The 19,874-nt window shown below is 68.3% G+C and carries 17 protein-coding genes; 8 read left to right on the top strand and 9 right to left on the bottom strand.

Going from position 1 to position 19,874, the window contains the following annotated elements; translation table 11 throughout:
* Positions 1-21: 21 nt before the first annotated feature.
* The 3 genes from ABIB29_RS12825 to ABIB29_RS12815 form a co-directional block, all read right to left on the bottom strand.
* Positions 22-753 (bottom strand): glutamine amidotransferase, encoded by a 732-nt coding sequence (locus ABIB29_RS12825; protein ID WP_354173192.1) that lies wholly within the window; start codon positions 751-753, stop codon positions 22-24.
* A gap of 67 nt (positions 754-820) precedes the next feature.
* Positions 821-2,674: an acetyl/propionyl/methylcrotonyl-CoA carboxylase subunit alpha gene (locus tag ABIB29_RS12820; protein WP_502915602.1), complete on the bottom strand. Its 1,854-nt coding sequence runs from the start codon at positions 2,672-2,674 to the stop codon at positions 821-823.
* Between the two features lie 124 nt (positions 2,675-2,798).
* Positions 2,799-3,476 (bottom strand): Maf family protein, encoded by a 678-nt coding sequence (locus ABIB29_RS12815; protein ID WP_354173191.1) that lies wholly within the window; start codon positions 3,474-3,476, stop codon positions 2,799-2,801.
* A gap of 72 nt (positions 3,477-3,548) precedes the next feature.
* On the opposite strand from ABIB29_RS12815, the gene ABIB29_RS12810 reads away from it, so the two are divergent.
* Both ABIB29_RS12810 and ABIB29_RS12805 read left to right on the top strand, forming a co-directional pair.
* Entirely contained in the window at positions 3,549-3,842 is a 294-nt protein-coding gene (locus ABIB29_RS12810) for a hypothetical protein (protein WP_354173190.1), read from the top strand.
* A gap of 99 nt (positions 3,843-3,941) precedes the next feature.
* Positions 3,942-5,366, top strand: a complete 1,425-nt coding sequence (locus ABIB29_RS12805) for an HNH endonuclease (RefSeq protein WP_354173189.1) — start codon at positions 3,942-3,944, stop codon at positions 5,364-5,366.
* A gap of 119 nt (positions 5,367-5,485) precedes the next feature.
* Here ABIB29_RS12805 and ABIB29_RS12800 read toward each other — a convergent pair whose 3' ends face one another.
* Both ABIB29_RS12800 and ABIB29_RS12795 read right to left on the bottom strand, forming a co-directional pair.
* Positions 5,486-8,026 carry an MMPL family transporter gene (locus tag ABIB29_RS12800; protein WP_354173188.1) on the bottom strand — a complete coding sequence of 847 codons (2,541 nt, stop codon included), beginning with the start codon at positions 8,024-8,026 and terminating at the stop codon, positions 5,486-5,488.
* Position 8,027: 1 nt separating this feature from the next.
* Positions 8,028-8,783, bottom strand: coding sequence for a TetR/AcrR family transcriptional regulator (locus ABIB29_RS12795; RefSeq protein WP_354173187.1), 756 nt, complete (start codon positions 8,781-8,783; stop codon positions 8,028-8,030).
* 237 nt (positions 8,784-9,020) lie between these two features.
* On the opposite strand from ABIB29_RS12795, the gene ABIB29_RS12790 reads away from it, so the two are divergent.
* Complete coding sequence (locus ABIB29_RS12790) at positions 9,021-9,587, top strand: hypothetical protein (RefSeq protein ID WP_354173186.1); 567 nt, start codon at positions 9,021-9,023, stop codon at positions 9,585-9,587.
* An 81-nt stretch (positions 9,588-9,668) separates the two neighbouring features.
* Here the strand turns inward: ABIB29_RS12790 and ABIB29_RS12785 are convergent, their stop codons facing one another.
* From ABIB29_RS12785 to ABIB29_RS12770, 4 genes are all read right to left on the bottom strand, one after another.
* The gene (locus tag ABIB29_RS12785) at positions 9,669-11,111 is read right to left on the bottom strand and encodes a dicarboxylate/amino acid:cation symporter (RefSeq protein WP_354173185.1); all 1,443 of its coding nucleotides are present in this window, start codon (positions 11,109-11,111) and stop codon (positions 9,669-9,671) included.
* A gap of 176 nt (positions 11,112-11,287) precedes the next feature.
* Positions 11,288-12,997 carry a DUF885 domain-containing protein gene (locus tag ABIB29_RS12780; protein ID WP_354173184.1) on the bottom strand — a complete coding sequence of 570 codons (1,710 nt, stop codon included), beginning with the start codon at positions 12,995-12,997 and terminating at the stop codon, positions 11,288-11,290.
* Between the two features lie 93 nt (positions 12,998-13,090).
* The gene (locus ABIB29_RS12775) at positions 13,091-13,339 is read right to left on the bottom strand and encodes an acyl-CoA carboxylase epsilon subunit (protein ID WP_354173183.1); all 249 of its coding nucleotides are present in this window, start codon (positions 13,337-13,339) and stop codon (positions 13,091-13,093) included.
* Between the two features lie 77 nt (positions 13,340-13,416).
* Positions 13,417-15,000: an acyl-CoA carboxylase subunit beta gene (locus tag ABIB29_RS12770; protein WP_354173182.1), complete on the bottom strand. Its 1,584-nt coding sequence runs from the start codon at positions 14,998-15,000 to the stop codon at positions 13,417-13,419.
* Between the two features lie 283 nt (positions 15,001-15,283).
* Here ABIB29_RS12770 and ABIB29_RS12765 point away from each other — a divergent pair, with 283 nt between their 5' ends.
* The 5 genes from ABIB29_RS12765 to ABIB29_RS12745 all read left to right on the top strand — a co-directional run.
* Positions 15,284-16,174 (top strand): SDR family oxidoreductase, encoded by an 891-nt coding sequence (locus ABIB29_RS12765; protein WP_354173181.1) that lies wholly within the window; start codon positions 15,284-15,286, stop codon positions 16,172-16,174.
* 73 nt (positions 16,175-16,247) lie between these two features.
* Positions 16,248-17,168, top strand: a complete 921-nt coding sequence (locus ABIB29_RS12760; protein WP_354173180.1) for a biotin--[acetyl-CoA-carboxylase] ligase — start codon at positions 16,248-16,250, stop codon at positions 17,166-17,168.
* Complete coding sequence (locus ABIB29_RS12755; protein ID WP_354173179.1) at positions 17,161-17,769, top strand: PH domain-containing protein; 609 nt, start codon at positions 17,161-17,163, stop codon at positions 17,767-17,769. The genes ABIB29_RS12760 and ABIB29_RS12755 overlap by 8 nt, the downstream gene beginning before the upstream one ends.
* The gene (locus ABIB29_RS12750; protein ID WP_354173178.1) at positions 17,759-19,105 is read left to right on the top strand and encodes an adenylate/guanylate cyclase domain-containing protein; all 1,347 of its coding nucleotides are present in this window, start codon (positions 17,759-17,761) and stop codon (positions 19,103-19,105) included. Before ABIB29_RS12755 ends, ABIB29_RS12750 begins: the two co-directional genes overlap by 11 nt.
* Positions 19,106-19,261: 156 nt before the next feature.
* Positions 19,262-19,874, top strand: a 613-nt coding sequence (locus tag ABIB29_RS12745; RefSeq protein ID WP_354173177.1) for a hypothetical protein, incomplete at its 3' end; no start/stop codon positions are given.

Below are 19,874 nucleotides of genomic sequence, written 5' to 3'. Positions count from 1 at the left end.
ACACCTGGCGGCAGTCCGGGATCAGCGCGCGTACCGCTCCACGAAGTTCCGCAGGATCTTCATCGATTCCGTAGCCGTGAACCGCCGGGCATCCTCCATCAGCCTTTCGGCGGATTCCGGCGGAAAGTAGCCGGCATGGCGGTAGATATCGATCCTGGTGACCAACCCTTGCGCGTCGAGCTCGGGGTGGAACTGGGTGGCGTACAGGTTGGTCTTGATCCGGAACATATGCACCGGGCAGGCCGCTGAGCTGGCCAGGAGTACCGCGTGCGGGGGGAGCAGCGTGCAGGCCTCCTTGTGGCCGGTGAAGGCCGTGAAGCTCTCCGGCAGCCCCCGCAGCAGGGGATCCACCAGCCCTTCTTCGGTCAGCTTGATGGTCACACCGCCCAGCCCTTCGCCGTAGGTCCGGTCGATCACGGCGCCCTGGTGCCGGCCCAGCGTGCCGACCCCGTAGCAGGCGCCGAAGAAGGGGAAGTCCGCAGGCACGATCCGGTCCAGCAAGGCCGCGAGCTCGTGCTCCACCCGGTGCTGGACGTCGCTTTTCTGCTCGGCGGGGTCGCTGGACGTGAACGGGCTCCCGCCCACAATGACCCCGGAGTACTCGGAGAGGTCCAGTTGGGGCAGCGGAGCGGCTTCCATCCGTATCCGGCTGAGCTGCGACGGTTCGAGCCCGCCGTAGCGCAGGTAGGCTTCGTATTCGTCCTCGGCGGCGGCGTCCTCGGCCCGGGAGGCGAGGAGCAGAAATGGTTTCACAGACCAAGTCTGCACGGGCGGGACACGGGGGCGCCAGAGGCGCGCCAGCGTCCCGCCCTTCGTGCTGTTACTCGGCGGAGTTGTCCTCGATCAGCGCGATGATGGCGCCGGCGGAGACGGTCTCGCCGGCCGAGGCGGAGAGTCCGATCACGATTCCGGCGCGGTGCGCGGTGAGGGGCTGTTCCATCTTCATCGCCTCGAGCACCACCACAAGGTCGCCTTCGGCGACGAGGTCACCCTCGCCGACGGCCACCTTCACGATGGTTCCCTGCATGGGGGAGGTCAGGGCGTTGCCGCTGGCTGCCGCCGCGGCGGCGCCGCCGCGGGCCCGCTTCTTGGCCTTGGCCGGCTTGACGGCGCCCGCGCCGCCTCCGGTGCCGAGCGACGCCGGGAGGACGACCTCAAGCCGTTTGCCGCCGACCTCGACGACGACGCGCTGGCGTTCGCCGGCGTCGGGCGTTTCAGCCTCGGTGCCGGTCGGCGTCCAGGCGGGAATGTCGTTGACGAAAGCCGTCTCGATCCAGCGGGTGTGGACCTTGAACGGGCCCTCGGCGGGGGCGAAGTCGGGGTTGGTGACGACCGCGAGGTCGAACGGAATGACGGTGGGGATGCCCTCCACCACCATCTCCTCGAGGGCGCGGCGGGCGCGCTGCAGGGCCTGTGGGCGGGTGGCGCCGGTGACGATCAGCTTGGAGAGCATCGAGTCGAAGTTGCCGCTGATGACGTCGCCCTGCTCCACGCCGGAGTCGATCCGGACGCCGGGGCCGGTCGGGTTCTTCAACAGGGTGATGGTGCCCGGGGCGGGCATGAAGTTCCGGCCCGGGTCCTCGCCGGTGATGCGGAATTCGATCGAGTGGCCGCGGACTTCCGGGTCCCCGTAGCCGAGTTCCTCGCCGCAGGCCAGCCGGAACTGCTCGCGGACGAGGTCGATTCCGGTGACTTCCTCGGAGACGCAGTGCTCCACCTGGAGCCGGGTGTTGACCTCGAGGAAGGAGATGGTGCCGTCCTGGCCCACGAGGAACTCGCAGGTGCCGGCGCCGAGGTAGCCGGCTTCCTTGAGGATGGCCTTGGAGGATTCGTAAAGCCGGCGGTTCTGCTCCTCGGTGAGGAACGGGGCCGGTGCTTCTTCGACGAGCTTCTGGTTGCGGCGCTGCAGTGAGCAGTCGCGGGTGGAGACGACCACAACGTTGCCGTAGGCGTCGGCGAGGCACTGGGTCTCGACGTGGCGCGGGGCGTCCAGGAAGCGCTCGATGAAGCACTCGCCGCGGCCGAAGGCGGCGACGGCTTCCCGGACGGCGGATTCGAACAGTTCGGGGATTTCCTCGCGGGTGCGGGCTACCTTGATGCCGCGTCCGCCGCCGCCGAAGGCTGCCTTGATGGCGACCGGCAGGCCGAACTTGTCCACGAACTCGAGGATTTCCTCCGCGGACTCCACCGGGTCGGCGGTGCCGGGAACCTGCGGGGCGCCGACCTTTTCGGCGATGTGGCGTGCCTGGACCTTGTCGCCCAGGGCGGAAATCGCGGCGGGGGAGGGGCCGATCCAGGTGATTCCGGCGTCGATGACCTTTGCGGCGAACTCGGCGTTCTCGGCCAGGAAGCCGTAGCCGGGGTGGATGGCATCGGCGCCGGAGCGGTGGGCCACCTCGATCAGTTTGTCCATCACGAGGTAGGACTCGGCGGCGGTGTTGCCGCCCAGGGCGTAGGCCTCGTCAGCGAGCTTGACGTGCAGGGCGTCGCGGTCCGGATCCGCGTAGACCGCCACGGAGGAGATGCCTTCGTCGCGTGCGGCACGGATGATGCGCACAGCGATTTCGCCACGGTTGGCGATCAGCACCTTGCTCAGCGGATGGGTGACTGCGGCGGTGCCTTCTGGGGCCGATCGCTGCACGGGGTTTGCGGACTGCTCCGAATTTGCTGACAAGGCGTCTCCTTCTTTCCTTCAGGGAGCCTAGCGCGGTTTTGTGGGTTCCGCCGATATTACTTGCGGATTCCGCGGGTAAAGCGCCCCACCTTTGTAGGGTTGCTACAAAGGCCTGCGAATTAGCTCACTCGGCCCGGAGCAGTGCGGGATCCGCGGCGCCGGTAGTCCACAGTTCCGTGATACCCACCTGCGCCTGGCCCAGCAGCCCGCGGAGGGTGGAAATGGACAGCCCGACGACGGCGTGCGGGTCGCCGTCGACCTTGCGGATGAAGGCCCCGCCGTAGCCGTCGATCGTGAACGAGCCGGCGCACTGCAGCGGCTCACCGGTGGCGATGTAGGCGTCGATTTCTTCAGCGCTCATCTCCATGAAGTGGACCTCGGCGGAGGTGACGTGCCCGAGGGTTGCGCCGGAGCCGGCCGTCCCGGATTCTTCCGAGTCCCCGGTGTCGCGGCAGTCGACGAGCCAGTGGCCGGTGTGCAGCACGCCCTTGCTGCCGCTCATCCGGAGCATCCGTTCCTTGGCGACCTCGGCTGTGTACGGCTTGCCGTGCGCCTCGCCGTCGAACTCGAAGACCGAGTCGCAGCCGATCACCAGGGCGCCGTCGGCCTCGGGCAGGGAGGCGACGGCCTCGGCCTTCGCGCGGGCGAGCAGCAGTGCGGTGTCGTGCGGGTCGGTGACGCCGTAGCGGGCCTGGACGGCGTCCTCGTCGACGTCCGAAACGAGGATCTCGTGCCGGATGCCGGCGTCGGTGAGGAGCTTGGTGCGGGCGGGGGACTGGGAGGCAAGAATGAGGCGGGTCACCGCACCAGCCTAGTTCCTGGGGCTCGTCGTCGCCGTACCCTTTTTGTCAGAGGTCGATGGGAGCGTTGGTTCATGGACGGGAACCAAGGACCGATAGACGAACTCCGCAGCGTGATAGCGATGTGCGGCCGCGCGCTTGAGGAGGTTACTTTGCCCGAGAGCAGCGCAGGGCAGATTGAAGCCTGTCGGCGGTTGGAGGAGCTGAGCGCCGCGTTTGCCACTGTCAGGACGCGTCTTGAAGTGGCGCTGGTCCTAGGCCGCGTGCCGATATCTGCGTCCGGGACGGGGACTACCTCCATGGCCTCCGAAGCGGTTGACCGGCTTCTGTTGGCGCTCAATAATGTCTTAGCCCTCCGGGACACTTGAGCCATGGACGGTACTCAGTCAGCCGCGGGGGTTCTGGCAACTGTGGGGTGCAACTGCGCCTGTAGTTGCGGGAAGAGTCAGGCCACCGAAGATGCAGGCATGGCGCTGTGCGGCGGCGTGCCTGAGCTGGACGGTGCGCGCTTGATTGCTGAAATCCGGGCCCTGGAAGACCGCAAGTCTGCCCTGGCTGCCCGTCAGGCCCGTCTGTCCGTCGCCTTCGACCTGATCCAGCGCCGCGAACAGGCCGACGCCGGAATGCCCGCGGCGGAACTCGGGGCCGGTGTCGGCGCGCAGATCGCCCTGGCCCGGCGGGAATCCCCGGCCCGCGGCGGCCGGCTCCTGGGCCTGGCCAAAGCCCTCGTCACCGAAATGCCCCACACCCTCGCCGCCCTGGAGACCGGGCAGCTCAACGAATGGCGCGCCACCCTCCTCGTGCGCGAAACCGCGTGCCTGCCCGCGGCCGACCGGGCCGCCGTCGACGCCGAACTCGCGCCTGACACCGGGACCTTCGACGGCGCCGGAGACCGGCAACTCCTCGCCGCCGCCCGGACCGCCGCCTACCGCCGGGACCCCCGCTCCGCCACCCAGCGCGCAAGCCACGCCGCCACCGAACGGCACGTCAGCCTCCGCCCGGCCCCGGACACCATGTGCTATTTGACGGCTTTGTTGCCCGTCGCGGCCGGTGTGGCCGTGCACGCGGCCCTGACCCGGCACGCCGACACCCTCCGGGCCGCCGGGGACCCCCGGACCCGCGGACAGCTCATGGCCGATGCCCTGGTCGAACGCACCACCGGAAAAGCCGGCGGGATCAGCGGCATCGAGATCCAGCTCGTGATGACCGACCGCACCCTCCTCCAGGGCGACAGCGAACCTGCCCGCCTCCCCGGCTACGGCATCGTCCCCGCCGGCTGGGCCCGCGAAATGCTCACCAACGACGGGAAGGACGCGGGAACAGGCGCGGCGGGATCTGGCGCACCACGAACGGGCCTGGCGGGAACAGGTGCCCGGCCCGGGGACACCACCGGGGACCAGACCATGAACGTTTGGCTCCGCCGGCTCTACACCGCCCCCGGCACCGGGGAGCTCACCGCACTGGATTCCCGCGCCCGGCTCTTCCCGCCCGGACTCCGCCGCCTCCTCACCGCCCGCGACGACACCTGCCGCACGCCCTACTGCGACGCCCCGATCCGCCACTACGACCACATCATCCCCTGGCACCGCGGCGGACCGACGACCCAGGGCAACGGCGCCGGGCTCTGCGAAGCCTGCAACCACACCAAAGAAACCCCCGGCTGGACCGCCCGGCCACGCCCCGGCCCCCGACACACCCTCGACATCACCACCCCCACCGGCCACAGCTACCACTCCACCGCCCCACCACTGCCGGGAACCCCTGTCCGTGAGGCGGAGCCGGACCTGGACCTGGACATTGCCGTGGCAAGGAGCCCGGGCCACCGCCGCCAACGCCGCTGCAGAGCCAAGGACCTCCACCGCGCCCGGCAGCAAAGCCAGCGTGCGGCCTGATAAACACCGCTCCCGTCGTCGTCGGACGCCGGCCTCGCCGAACCTGCCCACAACAAAGCCGCCCGCCGATCGGGATGATCAGCGGGCGGCTTGGGGAGCCAGGTGGCAGCCGGCGAGGGCTACCGCGCGGCAGCCTCTTCGGGTTCCGACACGGGACCCGGGACGGCAGCCGCGGGCTTGCGCAGCTTGGCGCCTTCAACGTCCACGTCGGGCAGGATGCGGTCCAGCCAGCGCGGCAGCCACCAGGCCTTTTCGCCCAGCAGGTACATCACGGCCGGGACGATCGTCATCCGGACCACGAAGGCGTCGATCAGCACACCGAAGGCCATGGCGAAACCGAGCGGCCGGACCATGTTCAGGTGGGAGAAAATGAAGCCCGAGAACACGCTGACCATAATGATCGCGGCCGCCGTCACCACGGCAGCTGCGTGGCTGAAGCCCGAGCGGACCGCGCGCTTGGCCGATTCGCCGTGCATGTACGACTCGCGCATGCCGGAGGCGATAAATACCTGGTAGTCCATGGCCAGGCCGAACAGCACACCGATCAGGATGATCGGCAGGAAGCTCAGCACGGCGCCCGGGTTCTCGACGCCGAAGATGGCTCCGAGCCAGCCCCACTGGTAGACGGCGACGACGGCACCGAAGGCGGCGGCGAGCGAGAGCAGGAACCCGCCGGTGGCCAGCAGCGGCACCCAGATGGACCGGAAGACCAGCAGCAGCAGGATCAGGGAGAGGCCAACCACAATCGCCAGGTACGGCGGCAGTGCGTCACCGAGTTTGGTGGACACATCGACGTTGCCGGCGGTCTGTCCGGTGAGCCCTATGCTGACGCCGGTGGTGTCCTTGATCTGGCCCTTTTCGGCGCGGAGTTCGGAGACCACCTGGACGGTGCTGGCGCTGGCCGGTCCTTCGTTCGGGATGACCTGGAACACTGCGGTGCGGCGGTCTTCGCTCAGGGCCAGCGGCACGGCGGCAGTGACATTCTCGGTCTCGCGCAGGATGTCCGCGACGTCGAACTGTGCGGCCTGCGCCTCGGCTTCGCTGAGACCCTCGGGGAGGTCGCCCACCACGATGATCGGGCCGGTCATGCCCTCGCCGAAGCTCCGCTTGGTGACGTCGTAGGCCTTGAAGGCCTGCGAGGCGACCGGCTCGGAGCTGGCGTCCGGCAGCGCGAGCCGCAGCTGGCTGGCGGGCAGGGCCACGACACCGAGCAGGACCACTCCGGCCAGCAGCGCCAGCCACGGGTGCTTGGTGACGATGCCGCCCCAGCCGTGGCTGCTGCGGTATTCGTCCTTGGCGCGGTCCTCGGTTTCGTGACCGGGGGCGGCGTTGTGCCGCTCCGCCTTGGCCCAGGCCCGCTTGGAGATCAGTTTCCGGCCAATCAGGGAAAGCACGGCCGGCGTCAGGGTCAGGGCCACGACGACGGCGACGGCCACCGTGGCGGCGGCCGAAAGGCCCATAACGGCCAGGAACGGAAGGCCCGGGACCACGAGGGCGGCGAGGGCGATGATGACGGTCAGGCCGGCGAACAGCACGGCGTTGCCGGACGTGCCGGTGGCCAGGGCCACGGATTCCTCGGGGTCCATGCCGGAGAGCAGCTGGCCGCGGTGCCGGTTGACGATGAACAGCGAGTAGTCGATCCCGACGGCGAGGCCGAGCATCAGCGCCAGCATCGGGGAGATGGAGCTCATGTCCACGGCGCCACTGAGGGCGAACGTGCCGCCCACACCAACGGCGACGCCGACGACGGCCATCAGCAGTGGAAGTCCGGCGGCGATCAGGGTCCCGAGCATGATGATCAGGACCAGGGCGGCAACGGCGATGCCGATGAGCTCGGCGGTGCCAAAGAGCTCGGAGATGTCCTCGCTGATTTCCTTGCTGGGCAGCGCGGTGACGTTGGCTGCGGACACCTCCTTGACGATGTCCTGGACTTCCTGGCGGACCTCGGGGTTGAGGCCGTTGATGGAGGTCTTGAACTGGACCTGGGCGATCGCGGCCTTGCCGTCCTCGGAGACGAAACGGAGGCCCTGCGAGGCCTCCAGTTGGCGGGCGCCGAGGGCCAGCTTCGCCTCGCCGGCCTCCAGTTCCTTGGTGCCGGCGTCGAGCTTTGCCTGGCCTTCCGCGAGGGCTGCCTTCTGCTGGCCGAGCCGTGCCTCGATCGCAGCGGCCGGCATACCGGCGGCCGCCATCTGCTGTTCGGCAGCGTCCAGCTGCGCCTTTCCGGCGGCGATCTCGGCAGCGGCCGTTTCCAGCTGGGCCTTGCCGGCAGCGGACTGCTCCTTGCCGGCGGCGAGGTCGGTGGCGGCCGTCTCCAGTTGTGCCTGGGTGGCGAACGGGTCTACCGTGCCCTGGACGTCCGGCAGGGTTTCTAGCTTGGTCAGCGCTGCACTGACGGCGTCCTTGCCCGCCTGGCTGAACTGGGCATCGTTGGCTTCGAACACCACGCTGGCGGAGCCGCCGGAGGACGAGGGAAGCTCGGTCTTGAGCTTGTCCGCCATTTGCTGCGTTTCGGTGCCGGGGATCTGAAAGTTATTGGACAGGGTGCCGTGGAAGGCAGTTGCCGCTCCACCGACGGCCACCATGACTGCGAGCCACAGGGAGATGACGAGCCAGCGGTGGCGGTAGGAGAACTTGCCGAGACGGTAGAGCAACAGGGCCATGTCAGTGCCGATCTGGGGAAGGGGTGGCGGTGGAGGTGGGCGTGGAGTCGTCGGCCGGGGTGGTGGCCTGGGCGGTTGAGGGGGCGGCGTCGGTGCGGGCGAACCCGGAGCCCAGCAGGCCCATGGAATCAATCAGCAGCTGCCGCAGGGCGGACAGGGATTCCGGTGTGAGGGATCCGCCGCACCGCAGGAACCAGACGTCCATGGCGGCTTTGCCGCAGGAGATGACTGATCCGGCCAGGGCGCGGAGGTACAGTTCGTCGAGCTCGACGCCTTCGCTGAGGCGCTCGCGGGCCGCGGTGATGATCTGGGCGGTGCAGTGGTCCCAGGCTTCCAGCTCGGACCGGCTGAGCTGCGGGTTGGCCTGGCCGAGGCTGTACAGCTCGGCCAGCGGCGCCACCGTCATCGGGTCTGCGAGTTCCACGAGGGCTGCCCGGGCCGATTCCAGGAACGGTTCCCCGGCCGGGCGCCGCCGGAACTGCTGGAGTGCCTTGTCCAGGAAGCCGAAGGTGACGGCGGCAATGGCCGCTTCGGTGCTGCTGAAGTAGTTAAAAAAGGTGCGGCGGGAGATGCCGGCGGCGTCGGCGATGTCCTCGACGGTGAAATTGCCGGGGCCGTTGGACCGGAGCAGCGCCAGGGCGGCGTCGGTGATGGCCTGGCGCGTGGCCGCTTTGTTCTGTTCGCGGCGCGACGGTCCTTCTGCTGGCGGGTGGGACGCCGTGGGCGCCGCCGCGCCGGAAGCTGGGGATGTGGGCACACGGTTACACTACGTGCATGTTTGCACTCCGGGCAACTTTTACCAGCGGCCGGTCCGGGACCGAAGCGGGCAAACTGGCCCGCATCCCTTCCCGGTGACCGCCGCCAGCCCTCACAGGAAGATGAAAGGTTCCAAACAGCTCCCGCAGAAGGGTCCGGCAGAGACTTGAACTACGTCTCGGAAGAGACAACCACCAATCGCAGCCGTCACCAGGCTGCAGACCAGGAGACAGCACACATGTCACGTACGAAGAGAATGACGCTCGCCATCTCGGCCGGGGCTCTGGCCCTGGGCGCCGGACTCGGAGTTACCGGGATGGCCTCAGCTGCCACTACTCCGACCCCCACACCCAGCTCCAGCGCTTCGTCAGAGGCAACGCCCGGAACGACCGATGGTCAGGGCATGCGCGGCGGGCATGGTCACGGCCGTGGCGGAGAGCGCGGCGCCGCCCAGGCTGCCGTGCTGGCTGCCAAGCTCGGCGTCGACGAGGCCAAGGTGACCGAGGCCCTCCAGGCCTTCCGCGAAGCGAACAAGCCAACCACCCCGCCGGCCGAGGGCACCAAGCCGGACCGCGCCTCCAGGGACGCGGCACTGGCGAAGTCGCTGGCGGAGTCGTTGGGCCTTGAGGAATCCAAGGTCACCGCGGCCCTGGAGGAGCTGCGGACCGCGGCCCAGGCTGGCCGCGCTGCGGCGCTGAAGACCAAGCTGGACACAGCGGTCACTGACGGCACCCTGACCCAGGCCGAGGCAGACGCCGTCGCCAAAGCCGTGGAGAAGGGTGTGATTGGCGGCGGCGGGCGCTAGGCCCGCTGCCGTCCCTGACGCGCTACAAACCACAGAAGTCCCCGGGAACCTCCCGGGGACTTCTGCTTTAGCTTCTGGCGTTTACGCCCTGGCGTCGGCCAGCTCGCGCCCGTCCGGTGACGCCGCGGGGGCAGCGGCAGCGGAGGGGTCGACGGCGGCGGTGTCGGCGTCGTCCACGAACGGGTCACCGGTGCGCGGTGCGTTGTACAGCGACTCGTCAAGGATGCCCTGGCGTTTGGCCACGATCGTGGGGATCAGCGCCTGCCCGGCCACGTTGACCGCGGTGCGGCCCATGTCCAGGATCGGGTCGATCGCCAGCAGCAGCCCGACGCCGGCCAGCGGCAGTCCCAGCGTGGAGAGCGTCAGGGTCAGCATCACGACGGCGCCGGTGGTGCCGGCGGTCGCGGCGGAGCCGAGCACGGAGACGAGGGCGATCAGCAGGTACTGGGTGAAGTCCAGCTGGATGCCGAAGAACTGGGCCACAAAGATTGCCGAGATGGCGGGGTAGATCGCGGCGCAGCCATCCATCTTGGTGGTGGCGCCCAGCGGGACGGCAAAGGAGGCGTAGGCGCGGGGGACACCCAGGCTGCGCTCGGTCACACGCTGGGTCAGCGGCAGCGTGCCCACCGAGGAACGGGAAACAAAGGCCAGCTGCACGGCCGGCCAGACGCCGGAGAAGTACTGCTTGATGGACAGGCCGTGGGCGCGGACCAGGACCGGGTAGACGACGAACAGCACGAGGGCCAGACCCACATAGATGGCGAAGGTGAACTTGCCCAGGGAGCCGATGGTGTCCCAGCCGTAGATCGCCACAGCGTTGCCGATCAGGCCGACGGTGCCGATCGGGGCGATCCGGATGATCCACCAGAGGACCTTCTGGATCACGGCGAGGGCGGAGGCGTTGAGGTTCAGGAACGGCTCGGCCGCCTTGCCCACCTTGAGTGCTGCCATACCGACGGCGATCGCGATCACCAGGATCTGCAGGACGTTGAAGCTCACCGCGGTGGTGGCGACGCCCTCGGTGACGGTGGTGCTGGCGCCGAGGCCCAGGAAGTTCTTCGGGAACAGCCCGGTCAGGAACGCCCACCAGTCACCGGACTTGCCGGCGTACTTGGCTTCCTGGGTGATGCCGGTGTTGGCGCCGGGCTGCAGGAACACGCCCAGGCCGATGCCGATCAGCACGGAGATCAGTGCCGTGATGGCGAACCAGAGCAGCGTGTTCCAGGCCAGCCGGGCGGCGTTGGAGACGGCGCGCAGGTTGGAGATGGAGCTGACGACGGCGGTGAAGATGAGGGGCACGACGGCGGTCTGCAGCAGGGAGACGTAGCTCGAGCCGATGGTCTGCAGGGTGGCGCCGAGGGCGTTGGGGCTCGCCTTGGTGCTGCCCGTGTACTTGGCCAGCAGGCCCAGTCCCAGGCCCACGATCAGGGCGGCGATGATCTGGAAGCCGAACGAGCCGGCCCATTTGGGCAGCTGGAAGCCGGTCTTTCCGGCGGGTGCGGGGGTGCTTGTCTGAGTGCTCACCGGATCACGCTAGGTCCGGGTCACCTATCACGGCGAACGTATGTTGAGAAATATGACGCGGCAGGATTTCAGGTCCTGCCGCGAAATCCCCGGAAATCCCACGGAAGACCACCCGTTTGTGAAGTTATTCCAGCCCCCGGTGTGGCAATTGTCTCCCTCGGGACCCGGGAACCGCCTTACCCCAGCAACGCGCGCTTGAGGGTGTCGAGGCCGACGGAGCCGATATTGAGCGCCTTAGTGTGGAAGGCCTTCAGCTCGAAGCCGGGGCGGGATTCGAGCTCGGCGCGGATCTGCTCCCAGAGCCGCTGCCCCACTTTGTACGACGGCGCCTGGCCCGGCCAGCCGAGGTAGCGGGTGAACTCGAAGCTCAGCTGGCCTTCGCTGATCGCGAGGTTCTGCTGGAGGAACCCGTACCCCTTGTCCGGAGTCCAGGTGCCCGACCCCCAACGCTCGGGCACCTCCAGCTCCAGGTGGACACCGATGTCGAACACCACGCGCGCGGCGCGCATCCGCTGCATGTCCAGCATGCCCATGTGGTCGCCCGGATCCTTGAGATAGCCCAGCTCCTGCATCAGCTTCTCGGCGTAGAGTGCCCAGCCTTCGCCGTGCCCGGAGGTCCAGCAGACATTCCGGCGCCACTTGTTGAGCAGCTCGCGCCTGTAGGTGGCGGTCGCTACCTGCAGGTGATGGCCCGGCACGCCCTCATGGTAGACCGTGGTGGTCTCGGCCCAGGTGGTGAAAGTGTCCTCGCCCGGCGGGACGGACCACCACATACGGCCCGGCCGGCTGAAATCGTCCGAGGGGCCGGTGTAGTAGATGCCGCCCTCGTCGGTCGGGGCAATCTTGCACTCCAGGGTCTTCATCACGTCCGGGATGTCGAAGTGCACACCCGCAAGGTCGGCCACTGCCCGGTCGGAGAGCTCCTGCATCCACACCCGGAGGGCTTCGGTGCCCTTGAGCTGCCGGGCGGGGTCGTTGTTCAGGATTTCCTTGGCTTCCCCGATCGTGGCGCCGGGGCGGATTTCCTCGGCCACCCGCTCCTGTTCAGCGATCAGCCGGTCGAGTTCCTGCACACCCCAGGCGTACGTTTCCTCCAGGTCCACCGCGGCGCCCAGGAACGCGCGGGAGGCCAGCGAGTAGCGCTCGCGGCCCACCGCGTCCTTCTCCGGGGCGACGGGCAGCAGTTCGGACTCCAGGAACCCGGCCAGCCGGGAGTATGCCATGCGTGCGGAGGCAGCGCCGGCGTCGAGCCTGGCCTGCACGTCCTCGGGCAGCGGGCCGTCCGCGGTTTTGGCGTCGGCGGCGAGCTTCGCGAAGAAACCATCCTCCGCGGCGTGCTTGGTGGTCTGTTCGACCACGATCTTCACCTGGCGCGCGGCGGCAACTTTGCCGGCCGCCAGGGCGGTGCGCAGTGACACGATGTAACCGTCCAGCGCGGCGGGAACGTTGTGCGCACGGCCCGCGATGTGGTCCCACTGCGCCGCGGTGTCCATCGGCATGAGGTCGAAAATCGCGCGGATCTCCTGCGCCGGGGAGGCGATGTTGTTCAGCTCGGCCAGGTCCCAGCCGGAGTCGTGGAGTTCCAGCTGCAGGCCCAGACGCTCGCGCATGGCATCCAGGGTGACGGCGTCGACGTCGTCCGCCGGTTCCAGGCCGTCCAGGGCTGCCAGGGCCTCGCGTGCGGCAACCGCGAATTCCTCAACCCCGGCGGGGGAGAAGTCCTGGTATTCGGTCTCGTGCCCGGGGAGCCCGAGTTCGGTGGCGAAGCTCGGGTCAAGCCGGATCAGGGTGTCCGTGAAGGCATCGGCGACGGCGTCGATGGCGGTGTGCGGGCGCGCTGGACCGTTGTTGTTGGCGGCAGTGTTTTCAGTGGGTTCGGTAGTCACCCGAAAGACACTAGCCGGGCCCGGCCTGTCATGAAAGGGTTGCTGCACTTTTCCCCGGAGTCAGCGGCTCAGCGGCTCCGGTGCTCAGCTGCCTCAGCCGCGGCTGCGCTTCCATGACCCGGGCCCCGGCTTCGGTGCCAGCTGGAGCTGCTGCCGGCGGATCCAGTGCCGGGCGCTCGGCTTTTGCGGCTCGGCCGGTTCGCCGCTGCCCACGGACAGCACGACGGCGGCCAGCGCCGCGAGCTCCTCCGCCGTCGGCTCGCCCTTGACCACGGCGAACAGCGGCTGCTCGGCCGCCGGTGTCTCCCCGGGCTCAGCCGCAGGCTGGGTGGATGGGCCCACGCCGGCGGGGGACCCGGCCTGAGCTGGCGAAGGCTGGGAGCCGGTGGGGACTTGCGAAGGCTGGGAGCCGGTGGGGATCACAGCGGGATGTTCCCGTGCTTCTTGGCGGGCAGGCTGGCGCGCTTGTCCCGCAGGGCCCGCAGGCCCTTGATGATCTGCACCCGGGTCTCGGACGGGGCAATGACCGCGTCCACATAGCCGAGCTGGGCGGCCTGGTAGGGGTTCAGCAGCTCTTCCTCGTACTGCCGGATGACCTCGGCGCGCTTGGCCTCGACGTCGCCGCCGTCCGCCGCGACGGCGGCAAGCTCGCGGCGGTACAGGATGTTGACGGCGCCCTGGGCGCCCATGACGCCGATCTGCGCGGTAGGCCAGGCCAGGTTGAGGTCCGCGCCGAGCTTCTTGGAGCCCATCACGATGTACGCTCCGCCGTAGGCCTTGCGGGTGATGACGGTCAGCTTCGGCACGGTGGCCTCGGCGTAGGCGTAGAGCAGCTTCGCGCCGCGGCGGATGATGCCCTGGAACTCCTGGTCCTTGCCGGGCAGGAAGCCCGGGACGTCCACCAGGGTAATGATCGGGATGTTGAAGGCATCGCAGTGCCGGACAAAGCGGGCGGCCTTCTCCGAGGCGGCGATGTCCAGGGTGCCGGCGAACTGCATCGGCTGGTTGGCCACAATGCCCACGGTGTGGCCCTCGACCCGGCCGTAGCCGATCATTACGTTCGGGGCGTAGAGGGACTGCATCTCCAGGAAGTGCGCGTCGTCCACGATCTGTTCGATGACCTTGCGCATGTCATACGGCTGGTTGGCCGAGTCCGGGATGAGCGCGTCCAGGGCGAGGTCCTCGTCGTCGGGCTCCAGCTCCTGGGTGTGCTCCAGCACGGGGGCTTCGGCGAGGTTGTTGGAGGGCAGGAAGTCCAGGAGCTCGCGGACGAACTCGATGGCGTCGGCCTCATCGGAGGCGAGGTAGGTGGAGGTGCCCGTGTTGGCGTTGTGCTGCCGGGCGCCGCCGAGGGTTTCCATGTCGACGTCTTCACCCGTGACGGTTTTGATCACATCCGGGCCGGTGATGAACATGTGCGAGGTCTTGTCCACCATGACCACATAGTCGGTCAGGGCGGGGGAGTAGGCCGCGCCGCCGGCGGAGGGGCCCATGATCAGCGAGATCTGCGGGACGACGCCGGAGGCATGGACGTTGTTGCGGAAGATGTCCGCGAACATCGCCAGCGAGGCGACGCCTTCCTGGATGCGGGCGCCGCCGCCGTCGAGGATGCCCACCACGGGGCAGCCGTTGCGCAGCGCGAATTCCTGGACCTTGACAATCTTCTCGCCGTTGACCTGGCTCAGCGAGCCGCCGTAGACGGAAAAGTCCTGGCTGTACACGGCCACGGGGCGGCCGTCCACGGTGCCGTAGCCGGACACCAGGCCGTCGCCGAGCGGCTTCTTCTTGTCCATGCCGAAGGCTGTGGAGCGGTGCACGGCAAGCGCATCGAACTCGACGAAGGAGCCGGCGTCCAGCAGCAGGTCGATGCGCTCGCGGGCGGTGTTCTTGCCGCGCGCGTGCTGCTTCTCGATCGCTTCAGGGCCGGAGGGCTGCTCGGCACGGGCCTGGCGGTCGCGGAAGTCGGCAATCTTTCCCGCGGTCGTGGTCAGATCGTGGCTCATCAAGTGTCTCCGGCTCTGTCGCTGATGTTCTGCTGAATCGTGTGGTGCTGGCGGTGCTGCGGTGCGCCGGCCCTGTCCTGCGTGGCGCTTTAGCTGGTATCCACAAAAGCCGGGCCTTGATGGCAAGTCTAGTGACGCTATTGGCCCGTGCCGCTGTAGAAAACCTACAATATTCGCCCCAACTCTCACCGGGACCACAACGTCGGCATCGGCCGGGGCCGCCCCGACGCCCGCGGCGCGCCAATGTTACTCACCAGTAACATTCGTCGGCTAGAGTGTCCTCATGACTTTGAGCAACGACGCTTCGGGCACCGCTGCAGGGCCCTACCAGGCCGCCGGTTCCCTCCAGGGCCGCACCATCCTGATCTCAGGGGGAAGCCGCGGCATCGGCCTGGCCATCGCCACCCGCGCCGCGCGCGACGGCGCCAACATCGTCCTGATGGCCAAGACCGGCCAGCCGCACGCCAAGCTGGAAGGCACGGTCTACTCCGCCGCCGAACAGATCGAGGCGGCCGGCGGCCAGGCCCTGCCGCTGGTCGGGGATGTGCGCAACGACGCCGACGTCGCCGGCGCGGTGGCCGCCGCCGTCGAGCGCTTCGGCGGGATCGACATCGTCATCAACAACGCCTCCGCGATCGACCTGTCCAAAACCGACGACGTCGACATGAAGCGCTACGACCTGATGCAGGACATCAACGTCCGCGGCACCTTCCTGCTCTCCAAGCTCGCCCTGCCCGCGCTGCGCGAATCCGACGCCGGCCAGATCCTGACGCTCTCCCCGCCGCTGAACCTGGACCCCAAGTGGGCCGGCATGCATCTGGCGTACACGATGGCCAAGTACGGCATGAGCCTGACCACCCTGGGCCTCGCCGAGGAACTGAAGGTCGACGGCATCAGCGTCAACTCGTTGTGGCCCTGCACCCTGATCAACACGGCGGCCATCCGCAACATGCCGGGCGGCGAAAAGATCGTCCAGGGCGCCCGCGGACCCGAAATCATGGCCGACGCCGCCCACGCCGTCCTGACCAGCAGCAACGCCATCCCGGAATCGGGCAGCTGGAGCGGAAATTTCTACACCGACGAGCAGGTCCTCGCGGCCGCCGGGGTCACGGACTTCACCCCGTACAGCCTGGGCGCTCCGGAAGAGAAGCTGATTCCTGACATCTTTCTCTGAGTTTCCTGCGGCTTCCGGGCCAGCCGGCGGACCGGGCAGGCCGGAGGCGGCGTAACTCGGTAGGATTCAAAGCATGGAAGCCGCGCAGGAAGCCCCGGACCGTCCGCCCCTTGATGTGAACGCCCTCAGTGATGAGGCGTTCCTTTCCGCCAACGGCATTCCGCGGCTCACGGTGGTGGACTCCACCGGTTCCACCAATGCGGATCTGCTGAGCGGCGTCACCGAGGATCCCGCTGCGTATCCGGATCTCACCGTGCTGACCGCCGAATACCAGAGCGCCGCCCGCGGCCGGCTGGACCGCCACTGGGAGGCGCCGGCCGGCAGCGCCGTGTCCGTCTCGCTGGTGCTGCGCCCGGTCAACGCCGAGGGCCGGCCGCTGCCGACCCAAAGCTACTCCTGGCTCTCACTGCTCTCTGCACTGGCGCTGCGTGAAGCGTTGCTGGAAACGGCCGGCATCCCCGCGGAACTCAAGTGGCCCAACGACGTCCTGGTGCGCGGCCGGAAGATTGCCGGCATCCTGGCCCAGCTGGGCCCGATGACGGGCGGCGCCGTGCCGCCCGTCGTGCTGGGGACCGGACTGAACGTCACCCTCACCGAGGCCGAACTCCCGGTGCCGACGGCCACGTCCGTCCTGCTGGAACACCCGACGACGGTGGACCGGACCGGGCTGCTCAAGAGCTACCTGTCCCGGTTCGCCACGCTCTACCGCAGCTTCTGCAACGCCGACGGCGATCCCACCGCCGGGATGGCCGGCGGCCCGTCACTGCACAAGCGGGTCGAGCACCTGCTGACGACGCTGGGCAAACAGGTCCGCGCCCAGCTCCCCGGGGACCACGAAATCATTGGCCACGCCACCCGCCTGGATGACTACGGCTCACTGATGGTGGTGGACTCCGGAGGGCACGAGCACGTGGTGACGGCCGGCGATGTGGTGCACCTGCGGCCCTGGACACCTCCCGGCCAGAATGCGGACCACGAAAGCGGTTATGCGTAAAGAGCTCTTCCCGGGCGAGCAAGTCATTGTGGTGACCCGGCCGCAGCCCAGGACCCTGATTGTCCCGGCGCTGCTGTTTATCCTGGTTCCGGCGCTGGCCGCCTACGCCAGCGCGTGGATTGTGAAGGGTGGACCGGCCCAGCTGGTCCCGCTGATCAGGGCATCCACCAGGGAGTGGACGCCCTGGCTGATCGGTGCGTGTATTACCCTGGCGGCCTGGGTGCTGCTGGGTTACTGCCTGCCGAGGGTCATGAGCTGGCAAGCCACGAAGTACACCCTGACGAGCCAGCGGCTGGTTGCCCGGTACGGCATGCTGCGGCGCCGGGACCAGCAGGTCTCCCTGGCCACCATCCGTAATGTGGTCATCCATCAGTCGTTGCTCCAACGCGTATTGCGGTCCGGGAATATATCCTTGGATACCGGGTACCCCTCCAGCACGGTGGTTCCCGACGTTCCGGAAGCGGCGACGTTCCGCAACTTCATCCTCGACGCCATCCATGACCTCCCGCAGGGCGGGGTTCTGGGCGCCGGTGGAGGACCGTACAACGCCGCCGGGGCCTGGCCTGACGAGACGAGAGAAGGTGGAAGAGATGAGCGCTGAGAACGTACACCGCGACACGGGACTGCTGGCAGAGGTGCCGTCGCACGTTTCCGATGCCTTCGTCGAGACCGCCAGCCTCGAAGCAGCCGTCCTCGATTCCATCGCCGAAGGCGCTGATTACGCCGCGGACGCCGCTACCGTCGAGCAGCCCGGCGCCGCACCCGCTGAACCCGAGGACGCCGATGCCGTGGAAACGGACTCGGACCCGTCCGACGCCGAGTTCGATGCGGACGCCGACGCCGGACCCGAAAGCAGCGCAGGGACGGCTGCCGCCGTGCCGCCCACCGGAACCATGTCCGCCGAACGTGTTGCCTTGAAAGCCCTCGAGCAGCGGCTGCTCGGCGGGGAACGCAAGCTCCGCCGCCGTGAAGTCGCCTCCGGGGCCGGACTGTCCCTGCTCTCCGCCCGGAAACTCTGGCGGGCCCTGGGCTTCCCCAATATCGGGGACGAGGACGTAGCCTTCACCGAACGCGACCAGGCAGCGCTGAACACCATCGTGGACCTGGTCCGTGCCGGCAAACTCACCGAGGAAGCCGCCATCTCCGTAACCCGCGCCATCGGCCAGATGACCGACCGCATGGTGGTCTGGCAGGTCGAAGCCCTCGTCGAGGACATGGTCCAGAACCAGGGCGTCACCGACGCCGTGGCCCGCAAGCGCCTGGTTGGCGAATTGCCGTCCCTCGTGGACGCGCTCGAGGAAATGCTGCTCTATTCCTGGCGCCGCCAGCTCAACGCCGGCGTCCAGCGCCTTGCCGTGCGCGCCGAGGCCGGGCTGGCCTCCAGCGAGGAAGGCCGCGAAGGCGACGAGGATGACGCCCCGCTTCCGCTGGCACGGGCCGTCGGATTCGCGGACCTGGTCTCCTACACGAGCCTGTCCCGCCGGATGAACGAAAAAACCCTCGCGCAGCTGGTGCAGCGTTTCGAGAACAAGTGCGCCGAGATCATCTCGGTGGGCGGCGGTCGCCTCGTGAAGACGGTCGGCGACGAAGTCCTGTACATCGCCGAGACCCCCGCGGCCGGCGCCGAGATCTCCCTGGCCCTCTGCCAGGCTTTCACCGACGACGAGATCCTGCCGCAGGCCCGGGTGGCCATGGTGTGGGGCCGGATCCTCTCCCGGCTCGGCGACATCTACGGTCCGACAGTGAACCTGGCGGCGCGGCTCACCGCCCTGGCGGACCCGGGAACGGTGCTGGTGGACTCCATGACCGCGGCCGCGCTGGAAGAGGACGACCGCTTCGTCCTGCATCCGCGGCCGGCGGAAGACGTCCGGGGCTTCGGCGAAATCCACCCGGTGGAGCTGCGTCGCGGCAGCGGGCGCGGACTGGTCCTGGATTAGGAGTTGCCCCTGAGCTGCGTCGATGCCGGTCCTGCCGGACATCACCACACCAGGGTTTCTCTAATCGATAGCTAATATGCGATAGTCAAGTAATCCGACACCAGCCAGGGCGATGCCCGGTGCGTGGATGCCGTGACTTTGGGGGACACCGCACACATGAAGACCTTCCTGGACGCCCTGCGGCCAAAAACTCGCCGACCGGGTGCGGCACGCCCTCACACCGCCCGCCGCCGGCGTCTTCTGGCGGGAACCGGCCTTGCTGTTGCGTCCGCCGTCCTGGTCACGGGCGCCATCATCTATCCGGGGTTTAAGACCACTGAGGTGGAGTTGAATGATGGTGGGGTGTGGGTGGTGTCGAAGTCGAAGAATGCGGTGGGGCGGTTGAATTATCCGTCGCGTGTTCTGGACGGGGCGGTGACGCCGGCGGGTACGACGTTTGATGTGTTGCAGGATGCCGGGACGGTGTTTGTTGATGATTCCGCGGGTTCGACGTTGAACCAGGTGTCGGCGGCGCAGATGCGTTTGGGTGGGGATAAGAAGCTGCCGGGTTCGGCGGCGGTGAGTTTTGGGTCGAAGGTCATGTCGGTGACGGATGCGGCCAAGGGCACGGTGTGGGCGCTTTCGCCGTCGACGGTGAATGGTTTTGATGAGGAGAGTTCCGAGCCGGTGTTGACGGGTGCGCCGGGGACGGTGTCGGCGGTCGGGGCCGATGACCGGATTTACAGTGCGGATCCGAAGTCCGGGCAGGTCACGGTGACGGGTGTGGATG

Source organism: Arthrobacter sp. UYEF36, from assembly GCF_040547025.1.
GTDB lineage: Bacteria > Actinomycetota > Actinomycetes > Actinomycetales > Micrococcaceae > Arthrobacter.
This window is presented reverse-complemented; position numbering and strand designations above follow the sequence as displayed.

Bases quoted from the DNA above. Each gene is read 5' to 3' on its own strand.
- ABIB29_RS12810 (WP_354173190.1), top strand. From the start codon at position 3,549: ATGGACGGGAACCAAGGACCGATAGACGAACTCCGCAGCGTGATAGCG.
- ABIB29_RS12805 (WP_354173189.1), top strand. From the start codon at position 3,942: ATGGCGCTGTGCGGCGGCGTGCCTGAGCTGGACGGTGCGCGCTTGATT.
- ABIB29_RS12800 (WP_354173188.1), bottom strand. From the start codon at position 8,026: ATGGCCCTGTTGCTCTACCGTCTCGGCAAGTTCTCCTACCGCCACCGC.
- ABIB29_RS12790 (WP_354173186.1), top strand. From the start codon at position 9,021: ATGTCACGTACGAAGAGAATGACGCTCGCCATCTCGGCCGGGGCTCTG.
- ABIB29_RS12770 (WP_354173182.1), bottom strand. From the start codon at position 15,000: ATGAGCCACGATCTGACCACGACCGCGGGAAAGATTGCCGACTTCCGC.
- ABIB29_RS12765 (WP_354173181.1), top strand. From the start codon at position 15,284: ATGACTTTGAGCAACGACGCTTCGGGCACCGCTGCAGGGCCCTACCAG.
- ABIB29_RS12760 (WP_354173180.1), top strand. From the start codon at position 16,248: ATGGAAGCCGCGCAGGAAGCCCCGGACCGTCCGCCCCTTGATGTGAAC.
- ABIB29_RS12755 (WP_354173179.1), top strand. From the start codon at position 17,161: ATGCGTAAAGAGCTCTTCCCGGGCGAGCAAGTCATTGTGGTGACCCGG.
- ABIB29_RS12750 (WP_354173178.1), top strand. From the start codon at position 17,759: ATGAGCGCTGAGAACGTACACCGCGACACGGGACTGCTGGCAGAGGTG.